This window comes from Paenirhodobacter huangdaonensis (genome assembly GCF_004022465.1).
Taxonomy (GTDB): Bacteria; Pseudomonadota; Alphaproteobacteria; order Rhodobacterales; family Rhodobacteraceae; genus Rhodobacter; species Rhodobacter huangdaonensis.
This window is the reverse complement of sequence record NZ_SAVA01000005.1, coordinates 131,845-144,103: the sequence shown is the minus strand read 5'-3', so window position 1 is coordinate 144,103 and position 12,259 is coordinate 131,845. Positions and strand designations below refer to the sequence as shown.

11 protein-coding genes and 1 pseudogene are annotated in these 12,259 nt (G+C 70.0%); 6 read left to right on the top strand and 6 right to left on the bottom strand.

The genetic code is table 11. From position 1 onward, the window contains the following. Both EOW66_RS10180 and EOW66_RS10175 read left to right on the top strand, forming a co-directional pair. The gene (locus tag EOW66_RS10180; protein ID WP_113900690.1) at positions 1 to 393 is read left to right on the top strand and encodes a response regulator transcription factor; all 393 of its coding nucleotides are present in this window, start codon (positions 1 to 3) and stop codon (positions 391 to 393) included. Beyond that, positions 393 to 2,363: pseudogene (locus EOW66_RS10175) on the top strand (exonuclease domain-containing protein); the annotation flags it as partial. The gene EOW66_RS10180 and the pseudogene EOW66_RS10175, both read left to right, overlap by 1 nt. Positions 2,364 to 2,621: 258 nt before the next feature. Here the strand turns inward: EOW66_RS10175 and arsC are convergent. Genes arsC through EOW66_RS10160 form a run of 3 tightly spaced genes read right to left on the bottom strand, consistent with a single transcriptional unit; the run spans position 2,622 to position 4,347 of the window. Continuing rightward, complete coding sequence (arsC, locus tag EOW66_RS10170) at positions 2,622 to 2,963, bottom strand: arsenate reductase (glutaredoxin) (RefSeq protein WP_128156260.1); 342 nt, start codon at positions 2,961 to 2,963, stop codon at positions 2,622 to 2,624. Beyond that, entirely contained in the window at positions 2,954 to 4,012 is a 1,059-nt protein-coding gene (locus EOW66_RS10165; protein WP_128156259.1) for a quinone-dependent dihydroorotate dehydrogenase, read from the bottom strand. The genes arsC and EOW66_RS10165 overlap by 10 nt, the downstream gene beginning before the upstream one ends. Then, positions 4,009 to 4,347 carry a DUF952 domain-containing protein gene (locus tag EOW66_RS10160; RefSeq protein ID WP_113900694.1) on the bottom strand — a complete coding sequence of 113 codons (339 nt, stop codon included), beginning with the start codon at positions 4,345 to 4,347 and terminating at the stop codon, positions 4,009 to 4,011. The genes EOW66_RS10165 and EOW66_RS10160 overlap by 4 nt, the downstream gene beginning before the upstream one ends. Positions 4,348 to 4,517: 170 nt before the next feature. On the opposite strand from EOW66_RS10160, the gene EOW66_RS10155 reads away from it, so the two are divergent. Continuing rightward, positions 4,518 to 6,086 carry a bifunctional metallophosphatase/5'-nucleotidase gene (locus tag EOW66_RS10155; protein WP_128156258.1) on the top strand — a complete coding sequence of 523 codons (1,569 nt, stop codon included), beginning with the start codon at positions 4,518 to 4,520 and terminating at the stop codon, positions 6,084 to 6,086. Positions 6,087 to 6,228: 142 nt separating this feature from the next. Continuing rightward, positions 6,229 to 7,491 carry a glycerate kinase type-2 family protein gene (locus tag EOW66_RS10150; RefSeq protein ID WP_128156257.1) on the top strand — a complete coding sequence of 421 codons (1,263 nt, stop codon included), beginning with the start codon at positions 6,229 to 6,231 and terminating at the stop codon, positions 7,489 to 7,491. On the opposite strand, the gene EOW66_RS10145 is transcribed toward EOW66_RS10150, so the two are convergent. The 3 genes from EOW66_RS10145 to puuE all read right to left on the bottom strand — a co-directional run bounded on the left by EOW66_RS10145 (position 7,492) and on the right by puuE (position 10,329). After that, positions 7,492 to 7,983: an ureidoglycolate lyase gene (locus tag EOW66_RS10145; protein WP_128156256.1), complete on the bottom strand. Its 492-nt coding sequence runs from the start codon at positions 7,981 to 7,983 to the stop codon at positions 7,492 to 7,494. 103 nt (positions 7,984 to 8,086) lie between these two features. Then, positions 8,087 to 8,917 carry a bifunctional allantoicase/(S)-ureidoglycine aminohydrolase gene (locus EOW66_RS10140; protein ID WP_128156255.1) on the bottom strand — a complete coding sequence of 277 codons (831 nt, stop codon included), beginning with the start codon at positions 8,915 to 8,917 and terminating at the stop codon, positions 8,087 to 8,089. After that, positions 8,914 to 10,329 (bottom strand): allantoinase PuuE, encoded by a 1,416-nt coding sequence (puuE, locus tag EOW66_RS10135; protein ID WP_128156254.1) that lies wholly within the window; start codon positions 10,327 to 10,329, stop codon positions 8,914 to 8,916. Before puuE ends, EOW66_RS10140 begins: the two co-directional genes overlap by 4 nt. 114 nt (positions 10,330 to 10,443) lie before the next feature. Between puuE and uraH the strand changes: the two genes are divergently transcribed. Further along, the gene (gene uraH, locus EOW66_RS10130; protein ID WP_128156253.1) at positions 10,444 to 10,800 is read left to right on the top strand and encodes a hydroxyisourate hydrolase; all 357 of its coding nucleotides are present in this window, start codon (positions 10,444 to 10,446) and stop codon (positions 10,798 to 10,800) included. Positions 10,801 to 10,937: 137 nt separating this feature from the next. Beyond that, positions 10,938 to 12,170: a urate hydroxylase PuuD gene (locus tag EOW66_RS10125; protein ID WP_128156252.1), complete on the top strand. Its 1,233-nt coding sequence runs from the start codon at positions 10,938 to 10,940 to the stop codon at positions 12,168 to 12,170. The last annotated feature ends 89 nt before the right edge of the window (positions 12,171 to 12,259 follow it).

Genomic DNA, 12,259 nt, shown 5'->3' with positions numbered 1-12,259 from the left:
ATGGCTGACGGGGGCAGGAGACAGCGCGTCCTGATCATCGAGGACGAGGATAACATCGCACTCGCGCTCGACTTCCTGATGAGCCGCGAGGGCTACGAGCACGACCGCCTCGCCACCGGCGCCGGCGCGCTCGACCGGATCCGGCGCGAACATCCCGACCTTGTGCTGCTCGACGTGATGCTGCCCGATGTCTCGGGCTACGAAATCTGCCAGGAGGTGCGGGCGGACGCCGGCCTCTCGGACGTCAAGATCCTCCTGATGACGGCGCGCGGCTCAGCGATGGAACGGCGCAAGGGGCTTGCGCTCGGTGCCGATGGGTTCATCTCGAAACCATTTGAACTCAAGGAGTTGCGAGGCGAAGTTCACAGGTTGCTCGAGGCGGGGGGGGCGTGATGGACTTCGCCCGGCTCAGCCTTCGGCTGCGGGTCTTCCTGTTCTTCGCGGCGCTGGCGGGTGGCAATCTGGCCGCGCTGGCGGCCGGCCTTGTCTTCGGCTTTCGTAAGCTCGGCGATCCGGGGGCGCTCGATGGTTTCGTGATCGGCGGCACGGTGGCGGGCTTCGTCATCCTCGGCCTGATCGCCGGCGTCTGGCTGCTTTTCGATGAGAATGTCGCAAAGCCGATCGAGCGGCTCGCCGGCGGCATGCGCGCCCGCACCCATGCCGAGGTGGAGGCGGCCCTCGACCAGAGTGCCGGGCGCTACCTCGGCGATCTCGCCCCCGCCGCGGCGGCCGTCACCGCGCATCTGGCCGAGACCCGCTCGGCGCTGACCGAGGCGGTGCAGCGCGAGACGACGCGGCTCGCGCAGGAAAAGGACCGGCTCGAGGCGCTTTTGTCCGACGTGCCGGTCGGGGTGCTTCTGTGCACCGCCGATCACCAGCTCGTCTTCTACAACGGCCAGGCGGTCGACCTGCTGGGCGGGGCCCATGCGCCGGGGCTCGACCGCCGCGTCTTCGACTATCTCGACGGTGCGCCGCTCGCTCATGCCCGCGAGCGGCTGCTGGCGACCGAGGACCCGGATGCGGCCTCGGATCTGCTCTGCGCGACGGTCGCCGACGGGCGGGTGCTCGCGGCGCGGATGCGGCTTCTCGCCGATGCGTCGGATCCCGGCCGCGCGGGCTATGTGCTGACCCTGCGCGACGTTTCGGCCGATCTTGCGGCGCACGCCCGGCGCGAGCAGCTGATCGACGAGCTCTTCGACCGCGTCCGCCGCCCGGCAGCCGCACTGCAATCGCTGATCGGCCTGCTCGCCGAGGCCGCCGGCCCGACCGGGGCCGAGCGTGACCGGGTGCGGCAGGCGGCGCTCGACGCGGCGGGCACGCTCGGCCGGGCGATCCACGCGCTTTCGGCCCGCCACGAGGCCAGCCGCGCCGACTGGTGGCCGCTCGCGCTCGTGCGTGCCTCGGACCTGGGCGAGGCGGTGCGGGTGCGGGTGACCGCCGCGGGGGGCACGCTGCTGCCGGTCGCCGCGCCGCTTCTGCTGCGCTGCGAGGGCTTCGAGATGGTGGCGCTGCTCTCGGATCTTGCCGCCCATCTTGCCGACCGCGGTGCGCTGCGGCTCGAGATCACCGAGGAGGGGGCGGGCGCGCTCGTCGCGCTCGAATGGTCGGGCGCGCCGGTCGCGGTGAACGCGCTCGAGGCCTGGCTCGACGCCCCGCTTCAGGGCGTGGCCGAGGTCACCGGGCGGCGGGTGCTGGCGACGCATGCGAGCGAGCTCTGGCCCGAACGCTTGCCCGATGGCCGGGCGCGGCTGTGCCTGCCGCTGCGCGAGGCGCGCCGCGCGCTGGCCCGCCCGGCGCCGGTGCCGCGCAAGGTGGTCTATGATTTCGACCTCCTTACCCGCGCGCGCGAGGCGGAGGTGGCGCAGACGCCGCTCGAGCGGCTGACCTGCGTCGTTTTCGACACCGAGACGACCGGGCTTCTGCCGTCGGAGGGCGACGAGATCGTGCAGATCGCCGCGGTGCGGATCGTCAACGGCCGCCGGGTCGAGGGCGAGGTCTTCGACACGCTGGTGAACCCGGGCCGGCCGATCCCCGCCGCCTCGACCGCGGTGCATGGCATCACCGAGGCGATGGTGGCCGCGGCGCCGCCGGTCACCGAGGTGCTGCGCCGCTTCCACCGCTTTGCCGAGGGCGCTGTTCTCGTCGCCCATAACGCGCCCTTCGACATGGAATTCCTGCGCCGCAAGGAGGCGGCGACGGGGCTGCGCTTCGACCACCCGGTGCTCGACACGGTGCTTCTGTCGGCGGTGGTCTTCGGGCAAAGCGAGAGCCACAGTCTCGATGCGCTGACGCATCGGCTGGGCATCACCATCCCCGAGGAGGCGCGCCACACCGCGCTTGGCGACACGGTGGCGACGGCCGATGCCTTTCTCAAGCTCTTGCCGGCGCTGAAGGCGCGCGGCCTTGTCACCTTCGGCGAGGTGGTGGCCGAGGTGCGCAAGCACGGCCGGCTGCTGCGCGATCTGAACGGCTGAGGGGCGCTGCCCCTCTTTCCCTGCGGGAAATTCACCCCGAGGTATTTCGGGCAAGGAGAAAGCAGGGGCCCTGGCTCCTTGCGTTTTTTCCTGGCGCAAATACTCCGGGGGAGGCCGCGAGGCCGGGGGGCAGCGCCCCCCGCGCGCTCAGAGGATCTCGAGCACCGCTTCCGGCGGGCGCCCGATCCGTGCGGCGCGGTCGGTGAGCACGAGCGGGCGTTCGATCAGCCGCGGATGGGCGGCGAGCGCGTCGAGGATCGCGGCCTCGGGCGCGGTCCTGGTCAGCCCGGCGGGCACATCTGCCTCTTTCCAGCGCACGAGATCCGCCGCCGGGCGGCCGAGCTTCGCCAGCGCGTCGGCAAGCTCGGCGCGGGTGGGGGCGTCGTCGAGATAGAGCCGCACCGCAGGCGTCAGGCCGCGGGCCTGCAGCAGCGCCAGCGTCTCGCGCGATTTCGTGCAGCGCGGGTTGTGCCAGATCGTCAGAGCCATGCGCCCCTCCCGGTGCCGACCGCCTCGGCGACCGAGGTGAAGCCGTCGCGGGCGAGCAGCGCGTCAAGACCGCGGGCGATCTCGGGCACCAGCGACAGCCCGGCATAGACCATCGCCGAATAGACCTGCACCGCACTCGCGCCGGCGCGGATCTTCTCGTAGGCCTGCTCGGCCGAGCCGATGCCGCCGACGCCGACGAGCGGCAGCCGGCCCTGGGTCAGCTGCGACAGGCGGGCGAGCACGCGGGTCGATTTCTCGAAGAGCGGCGCGCCCGACAGTCCGCCCGGGGCATCGGCATGCGGGCTTTTCAGCCCCTCGCGCGAGAGCGTCGTGTTCGTCGCGATGATGCCGTCGATACCGGAGCTGAGCGCCACCTCGGCGATTTCCTCAAGCTCGGCGGGGGACAGGTCCGGCGCGATCTTCAGGAACACCGGGATCCGGCGCGCAAGCTCGCCGCGTGCCGCGACGACGCCCTTCAGCAGCGCGGCCAGCGCCTCCTTGCCCTGCAGCTCGCGCAGTTTTTCGGTATTGGGCGAGCTCACGTTCACCGTGGCGAAGTCGAGATGCGGCCCCGCGGTGCGCAGCACGGTGGCGAAATCGGCGGCGCGGTCGGCACTGTCCTTGTTCGCGCCGAGGTTGAGCCCCACCGGAATCCCCGCCGGGCGGGCGGCGAGACGGGCGGTGATCGCCTCCATCCCCTCGTTGTTGAAGCCGAAGCGGTTGATCACCGCGCGGTCCTCGCTCAGCCGCCACAGCCGGGGCTTGGGGTTGCCGGGCTGCGGGCGCGGGGTGGCGGCGCCGACCTCGAGAAAGCCGAAGCCCGCGCGCATCAGCTGCGGCAGGGCGACGGCGTTCTTGTCGAAGCCCGCGGCGAGGCCCACCGGGTTCGGCAGCTTCAGCCCGGCCAGATCGGTCTCAAGCCGCGCGCAACGCACCGGGCCCGGCAGCGGGGCGAGCCCCGCACGCAGCGCGATCAGCGACAGCCCGTGCGCGGTTTCCGGATCGAGGCGATGCATCAGCGCGAGACCCGTGCGTTCGACGAAATTCACAGCAGCACCTCGGGGAAGATATGGCCGGAGAGGCCGAGCGGCAGGGAGGTGTCCCAGGCGACATCGGCGAGGGTGAGCGGGCGATAGAGATGGGGGAAGAGCGCGTTGCCGCGCGAGGGCTCCCATCTCAGCGCCGTGCCGAGCGGCTCGGCCGCGACCGCGACGAGGACGAGGTCGCTTTCCGTGGCGAAATGCTTCGCGGCGGTCTCGACGACCTGGGCCGCGGTGGAAAAGTGGATGAAGCCGTCGGCGAGGTCGACGGGGGCGCCGGCGGTTTCGCCCGCGGCGCGGAAGGCATCCCATTCGGGGCGGCGGAAGATCTTGTAAATCAGCATGTCCTCTCATGCCCTCAGCCCGGCGGCCGGTCAATCCCGCGCAGCGCCGCAGGCGGGGCTGTCACGCGGCTGTCAGCGGGCCAAACCAGGCTGAGCGCCGTCATCGGCTTTGACACGCGGGCCGGTGTGACGCCACAGTAACGCCGATGTGACATTGTCCGGAGGTTTTCATGAACGCCCGTCTTTTCGCCACGGTTGCCGCACTTGCGCTGAGCGCCGGCACCGCGCAGGCCGATTACACGCTGCACATCCTGCACACCAACGACCTGCACAGCCGCATCGAATCGATCAACAAGTTTGATTCCACCTGTGGCGCCGAGGAGGAGGCCGGGGGCAAGTGCTTTGGCGGCATCGCGCGGGTGGCGGCGAAAGTGGCCGAGATGCGCACCGAGCTTGCCGGGCAGAACGTGCTGCTGCTCGATGCGGGCGACCAGTTCCAGGGCTCGCTGTTCTACACCACCTACAAGGGCAAGGACACGGCCGCCTTCATGAATGCGATCGGCTATGAGGCGATGGCGGTCGGCAACCACGAATTCGACGATGGTCCGGCGCAGCTTGCGGCCTTCACCGGCAGCATCGGTTTTCCGATGGTGTCGGGCAATCTCGATCTCAGCCGCTCGGCGGAGCTGAAGGGCAAGATCCACAAGACGCTGGTGCTCGATGTCGGCGGCGAGAAGGTTGGGATCGTCTCGGCGCTCGCCGTGGACACACCCGAGACCTCCTCGCCCGGGCCGAACGTGATCTTTCAGGACGAGGCCGAAAGCCTGAAGGCCAGTGTCGCCGCGCTCGAGGCCGAGGGGGTGACGAAGATCGTCGCGCTCACCCACACAGGCTTCGTCAAGGACAAGGCGCTGGCGGCCGCGGTGCCGGGCATCGACGCGATCGTCGGCGGCCACAGCCACACCCTCTTCGGCCCGGGCGGCGAGGCCTATCCGACGATGGTCGGCAATGTGCCGGTGGTCTCGGCCTATGCCTATTCGAAATATCTGGGCCATCTGGTGCTGACCTTCGACGACGCGGGCAACCTGACCGCCGCCTCGGGCGAGCCGATCCTGCTCGATGCCTCGGTGGTGCCCGATCCGAAGATCGCGGCCGAGGTGGCCGAGATGGCGAAGCCGCTTGAAGCGGTGCGGGCGCGGGTGGTGGCCGAGGCCGCGGCCGCGATCGACGGTGGCCGCGACAGCTGCCGGGTGAAGGAATGCGAGATGGGCGACCTGATCGCCGAGGCGATGCTCGACCGGGTGAAGGATCAGGGCGTGACGATCGCGATCCAGAACGGCGGCGGCGTGCGCGCCTCGATCGACGCCGGGCCGGTGACGATGGGCGAGGTGCTGACCGTGCTGCCGTTCCAGAACACGCTGTCGACCTTCGAGGCGAAGGGATCGACGATCCGCGCCGCGCTCGAGAACGGGCTGAGCCGGGTCGAGGAGGGGGCGGGCCGCTTCCCGCAGGTCGCCGGGCTGAAATACCGCTGGAGTGCCGAGAAGCCCGCGGGCAGCCGGCTGCTGGCGGTCGAGGTCGCACAGGACGGGGGCTGGGTGCCGCTTGAGCCCGAGAAGGTCTATGGCGTGGTGACGAACAACTATGTCCGCAATGGCGGCGACGGTTTCAAGATGTTCGCGGCCGAGGGCATGAAGGCCTATGACTTCGGCCCCGATCTGGCCGATGTGACGGCGGAATATCTTGCAAAAGTCGGGCCTTACACGCCGAAGCTCGACGGGCGCATCACGCAGGAATGAGCCGGAGGATGGCGGGAAACGGGGGTCTCGGCCCCCGTTTTTTCTTGCGCGGCGGCGGCGTGCGGGCAAACCTGTGGCTCTGGAGGGATGCGATGACACGAGCGAAGACCTGCCTTGCCACATCATGCCGGAAGGCGCGCGCATGGACGCGCTGACCCCGCCCGCGCTGCTGCGCGCGATGTTCGATGCGGCTGTCGCCGCGGCCGATCCGATGCGGGTGATCCCCGCCGCGCTGCCGCCGCGCCCGGGTGGGCGGGTGGTGGTGGTCGGTGCCGGCAAGGCCTCGGCGCGGATGGCCGAGGCGGTCGAGGCCGTCTGGGGCCCCTGCGAGGGGTTGGTCATCACCCGCTATGGCTATGGCCGGCCCTGCCGCGGCATCGAGATTGTCGAGGCGGCGCATCCGGTGCCCGACGCGGCGGGCGTCGCGGCGACGCGGCGGATGCTCGATCTGCTTGCGTCTCTGGGCGAGGGGGATTTCGTGCTGGCGCTGATCTCGGGCGGCGGCTCGGCGCTGCTGTGCGCGCCGGTGCCGGGGCTGACGCTGACCGAGAAGCAGGCGGTGACGGCAGCGCTGCTGGCCTCGGGCGCGCCGATCGACCGCATCAATACCCTGCGCAAGCATCTGAGTGCGGTGAAGGGCGGGCAGCTGGCCGCCGCCGCCTGGCCGGCGCGGATGCTGTCGCTCGTCATTTCCGACGTGCCGGGCGATGACCTTGCCTTCATCGCCTCGGGGCCGACGGTGGGGGATGGCTCGACCGTCGAAGAGGCGCGGGCGGTGCTGATGCGCTATGGCATCGCGGTGCCCGAGGTGGTGCGCGCGGTGCTCTCGAAGGGCACGGGCGTTCTGGCGCCGGGGGATGCGCGGCTTGCCCGCAGCGACACGCGAATCGTCGCGGCGCCGTCACAGTCGCTTGCCGCCGCGGCCGAGGTCGCGCGGGCGGCGGGCTGCGAGGTGCGGATGCTCGGCGATGCGATCGAGGGCGAGGCGGCGGTGCAGGGCGCGGCGCAGGCGGCGCTGGCGTGCCAGATCGCGGCGGCGCGACGGCCCGGCGAGCCGCCGGTGGTGCTGCTTTCGGGCGGCGAATGCACGGTGACGCTGCGGGGCGCGGATGGCCGCGGCGGGCCGAATGCGGAATTCGCGCTGGCGGCGCTGCTGGCGCTGGAGGGGGCGCCGGGGATCTGGGCGATCGCCTGCGACACCGATGGCGTCGATGGCGCGGACGAGGTGGCGGGTGCGCTGATCGGGCCGGCGACGTTGGCCGCGGCGGCGGCGCACGGGCTTGACGCGCACGCGGCCCTTGTCCGCCACGATGCGCATGGCTTCTTTGGGGCGGCGGGGGCGCAGGTGGTGACCGGGCCGACGCTGACCAATGTCAACGATTTCCGCGCCGTGCTGATCGCCTGATCAGGGGGCGGTGACGGTCACCGGGGGGGCGAGGATCACTTCCTCGAGGTTCGCCGTGGTGCCGATCCGGTCGATCACCGCGAAGAGCCCGGGTTCGGCGAGCGGCGTCAGCACCCCGTGCCAGGTGCCGCGGCGGAAGTTGATCGCCTGCGCGCCCGAGGTGACGAAGGCGCGCGGCTGGCCCGGTCGGCCGCCCACATCGGGGGCGACGATGACGAGGAACGGGTCCGCGGTCATCGGCACGAAGGCCTGACTGCCCTCGGGGTGGCGCTCGAGCAGATCGAAGCTGTAGGGCAGGGCGCGCGGGATCGCTTTGAAGATCGAGATCCCCGGGCGGCCGCCGGTCTCGGTGCCGAAATCGAGCGTCGCGCGGTCGTGGAAGCGGCCGCACATGCCGGCGTTGATGATCCGGTCGGGGGCGCCTGCGGCCTCCAGCACCTCGCCGAAGGGGGCGAAGGCGGCGGCGGTGAGGGGTTCGGTCGTGATCTGCATGTCGGGCTCCGGTCCGGGCCGCCGGGGGCGTCGCGCCCCCGGCCCCCCGCGAGGTATTTGGGCCAAGAAGAAGGAGGGACGGGGCCCGTGGGCCCCGGCCCGGTCAGCGCTGGAACGGGCCGCGCAGCCGCGCGTGGCGGTTCACGTCCTTGTAGAGCAGGTAGCGGAACGGGCCAGGCCCCGCGGCATAGCAGGCCTGCGGGCAATAGGCGCGCAGCCACATGAAATCGCCCGCCTCGACCTCGACCCAGTCCTGGTTCAGCTTGTAGACCGCCTTGCCCTCGAGCACGTAGAGCCCGTGCTCCATCACATGGGTTTCCTCGAAGGGAATGAGCCCGCCGGGCTGGAAGGTGACGACATTGACGTGCATGTCGTGGCGCAGGTCGGTCGGGTCGACGAAGCGGGTGGTGGCCCAGCGGCCCTGGGTGTCGGGCATCGCCACCGGGGCGATCTCGCGCTCGTTCGTCACGAAGGCCTCGGGCGCGGGCAGGCCGGGCGCGCGCTCGTAGAGCTTGCGGACCCAGTGGAAGCGCAGCGGGTGGTCGGCGCCGTTCTTCACCCGCCACTCGGTGCCGGGCGGGATATAGGCATAGCCGCCCGCGGCCAGTTCATATTCCTGCCCGTCGAGCGAGAGCCACATCTCGCCCTCGGTGATGAAGAGCACATGCTCGGCGCCGGGGTCGGCATCGGGGGCGTCCGAACCGCCATCGGCGCCGACCTCCATCACATATTGGCTGAAGGTCTCGGAAAAGCCCGACATCGGCCGGGCGATGAGCCACAGCCGGGTGTCGGTCCAACCCGGCAGGAAGCTGGTGACGATATCGGAGAAGCAGCCTTTCGGGATCACCGCATAGGCCTCGGTGAAGATTGCGCGGCCGGTCATCAGCGCGCTTTGCGGCGGCAGGCCGCCTTTCGGGGCGTAATATCCGGTCACGGCAGCAGCTCCTTCAGGCGCAGGGTGGCGATGCGTTCGACCTGACGGCAGGCCTCGGTGAATTCGGTCTCGGCATCATGGGCGAGGCGGGTCTCGAAGGCGGCGAGGATGCCGTCCTTCGTATGGTCGCGCACCGCGATGATGAAGGGGAAGCCGAATTTCGCGGTATAGGCGGTGTTCAGCGCCTCGAAGCGGGCGCGCTCGGCGTCGGTCAGCGCGTCGAGCCCGGCCGAGGCCTGCTCGGCGGTGCTTTCGGCGGTGAGCCGCTTTGCCGTCGCGAGCCTGCCGGCAAGGTCCGGGTGGGCCTGCAGCACGCCGAGACGCTCGGCGGGGGTGGCGGTGCGGAACACCCGGGCCAGCGCATTCGCGAGCCCCACTGCGCTGTCATGCGCCGGGCCGAGCTCGAGGTCATAGGCGCGCTCGGCGATCCAGGGGCTGTGTTCGAAGATGCCGCCCCAGGCTGCGACGAAGCGGGCGCGGTTCATCTGCGAGGGGCGCTCGATGCGGTGATGCGGATGCACCGTTGCCCAGTGCCGGGCGATGTCGCCACGGCGGGCGAACCACACGCCCTCATGCGCCCTGGCGTAATCGAGGAAGCGCTTCAGCCCGGCGATCTTGCCCGGGCGCCCGATCAGCCGGTTGTGCAGCCCGATCGAGAACATCTTGGCGCGGCCCTCGAGCCCTTCGGCATAGAGCGTGTCGAAGCTGTCCTTCAGATACTGGAAGAACATCTCGCCCTCGATCCAGCCCGGCGAGGTGGCGAAACGCATGTCGTTCGCCTCGAGCGTGTAGGGAATCACCAGCTGGTCGCGGTCGCCCACTTCGAGCCAATAGGGCAGGTCGTCGTCATAGGTGTCGGAGATCCAGTCGAAGCCGCCTTCCTCGGCGGTCAGGCGCACGGTGTTGACCGAGCAGCGCCCGGTGTACCAGCCGCGCGGCCGCTCGCCGACCACCTCGGTGTGGAGCCGGATCGCCTCGGCGATCTGCCGGCGCTCCTCGGCCTCGGGCATGTCCTTGTGCTCGACCCATTTCAGCCCGTGCGAGGCAATCTCCCAGCCCGCCTCCTGCATCGCGGCAAGCTGCTCGGGGTTGCGCGCAAGCGCGGTGGCGACGCCGTAGATGGTGACCGGGATCTGCATCGCGGTGAACAGCCGGTGCAGCCGCCAGAACCCGGCGCGGGCGCCGTATTCGTAGATCGATTCCATGTTCCAGTGGCGCTGGCCGGGCCACATCGCGGCGCCGGCGACGTCGGAGAGGAATGCTTCCGAGGCGGCATCGCCGTGCAGGATGCAGTTCTCGCCGCCTTCTTCGTAGTTCAGCACCAGCGAAATCGCGACGCGCGCGCCGCCGGGCCAGTGTGCGTCGGGTGGATTGGGGCCGTAGCCGCGCATGTCGCGGGGATAGCGGATCATCTGAGCCTCCGGGAATTTTTCGGGCGCGATCAAAGGACGATTGCCGGGCGGGCGCAAGGGGGTGCTTGCCGGCGTCCGGGCGGCGCGCCATAGTCGGCGCAAAGGAGAGCCGCGATGACCGGATATCTGACCACCCATGTTCTCGACACCGCGCGTGGCTGCCCGGCCGAGGGGATCCGCATCGCGCTGTTCCGCATCGAGGAGGGTGCGCGCGAACAGATCGCCGAGGCGATGACCAATGCGGACGGGCGCACCGAGGCGCCGATCCTGCCGGTGCAGGCCTTCGCGACCGGGATTTACGAGCTGGTCTTCGAGGTCGGCGACTATCTGCGCGCAACCGGGCAGGCGGGGGCGGCGCCGCTCTTTCTCGATCATGTGCCGATCCGCTTCGGCATCTCCGAGCCGGCGGCGCATTACCATGTGCCGCTGCTGCTCTCGCCCTTTGGCTATTCGACCTATCGCGGCAGCTGATCTGACATCTGCCTGATTTTCCGGCGCCGGCGCCCGATTCCGGGGCGCGCGTCCGAGGGGGGCGGGCTCAGGCCCGCCGAGGCTTGCGTGGGTGGGGGCGCAGGCCGATGCTGTCGGAAAAAGAACACGGGGACATGATGTTCGACTATACCTTCCTGCTCGAGTGGGCGCAGTTCGCGGTGCGCTGGCTGCATGTCGTCACCGCCATCGCCTGGATCGGGTCGTCCTTCTACTTCATCGCGCTCGACCTTGGCCTGCGGCCCGAACCGGGCGCGCCGAAGGGGGTGACCGGCGCCGCCTGGCAGGTGCATGGCGGCGGCTTCTACCACATCCAGAAATACATGGTGGCGCCCGAGCGGATGCCCGACGAGCTGACCTGGTTCAAATGGGAAAGCTACATGACCTGGGTGTCGGGCTTTGCCATGCTGATGCTGCTCTACTGGGCGCAGTCGCAGTTCTACCTGATCGACCCGCGGGTGCTGGATCTGCCGACCTGGGGCGCGATCGCGATCTCGGCGGGCTCGCTGACGATCGGCTGGATCCTCTATGACCTGCTGTGCAAGTCGAAGCTTGGCGAGAACAGCACCACGCTGATGGTGCTGCTTTATGTTATTCTGGTGGCGATGGCCTGGGGCTATACGCAGGTGTTCTCGGGCCGCGCGGCGCTTTTGCACCTTGGCGCCTTCACCGCGACGATCATGACCGCGAACGTGTTCCTGATCATCATGCCGAACCAGCGCATCGTGGTGGCCGATCTGAAGGCCGGCCGCACCCCCGATCCGAAATACGGCAAGATCGCCAAGCAGCGTTCGACGCACAACAACTACCTGACGTTGCCGGTGGTGTTCCTGATGCTGTCGAACCATTATCCGCTCGCCTTCGCGAGCGAGTTCAACTGGCTGATCGCCTCGCTGGTGTTCCTGATGGGGGTGACGATCCGGCACTTCTTCAACACCCATCACGCGCACAAGGGCACGCCGTGGTGGACCTGGGGGGTGACCGTGGTGCTGTTTGTGATCTGCGTCTGGCTCTCGAGCTTCACCGGCACCGGCGCGGGGGATGACACGGAAGCGGCGCTGAGCCCGGTCGAGGCGCGCTTCGCGCAGGCGGCGGGCTTCGAGCAGGTGACCGATATCGTGCTCGGCCGCTGTTCGATGTGCCATGCGACCGAACCGGGCGGCTTTGACGGCATCACCCGGGCGCCGAAGGGCGTGCATCTGGAAACCCCGGCCCAGATCGCGCGGGCCGCGCATCAGATCTATGTGCAGGCGGGGCTGACCCATGCCATGCCGCCGGGCAATCTGAGCTTCATGGAGGCCGCCGAGCGCAAGGCGATCCGCGACTGGTACGAGGCCGCGACCCGCGGCTGAACGCCCGCGCCCGTCCTGCACGGCCGGCAGCTGCGCCCGCCCCCGCCCGGGGCGGGCGTTCCCATGCCCGGCACCGGGCCCGCTTTGCC

What these genes read in the sequence shown, in the direction of transcription:
- EOW66_RS10180 (WP_113900690.1), top strand. Translation starts at nt 1, where the DNA reads ATGGCTGACGGGGGCAGGAGACAGCGCGTCCTGATCATCGAGGACGAG.
- arsC (WP_128156260.1), bottom strand. Translation starts at nt 2,963, where the DNA reads ATGGCTCTGACGATCTGGCACAACCCGCGCTGCACGAAATCGCGCGAG.
- EOW66_RS10160 (WP_113900694.1), bottom strand. Translation starts at nt 4,347, where the DNA reads ATGCTGATTTACAAGATCTTCCGCCGCCCCGAATGGGATGCCTTCCGC.
- EOW66_RS10155 (WP_128156258.1), top strand. Translation starts at nt 4,518, where the DNA reads ATGAACGCCCGTCTTTTCGCCACGGTTGCCGCACTTGCGCTGAGCGCC.
- EOW66_RS10150 (WP_128156257.1), top strand. Translation starts at nt 6,229, where the DNA reads ATGGACGCGCTGACCCCGCCCGCGCTGCTGCGCGCGATGTTCGATGCG.
- EOW66_RS10145 (WP_128156256.1), bottom strand. Translation starts at nt 7,983, where the DNA reads ATGCAGATCACGACCGAACCCCTCACCGCCGCCGCCTTCGCCCCCTTC.
- puuE (WP_128156254.1), bottom strand. Translation starts at nt 10,329, where the DNA reads ATGATCCGCTATCCCCGCGACATGCGCGGCTACGGCCCCAATCCACCC.
- uraH (WP_128156253.1), top strand. Translation starts at nt 10,444, where the DNA reads ATGACCGGATATCTGACCACCCATGTTCTCGACACCGCGCGTGGCTGC.
- EOW66_RS10125 (WP_128156252.1), top strand. Translation starts at nt 10,938, where the DNA reads ATGTTCGACTATACCTTCCTGCTCGAGTGGGCGCAGTTCGCGGTGCGC.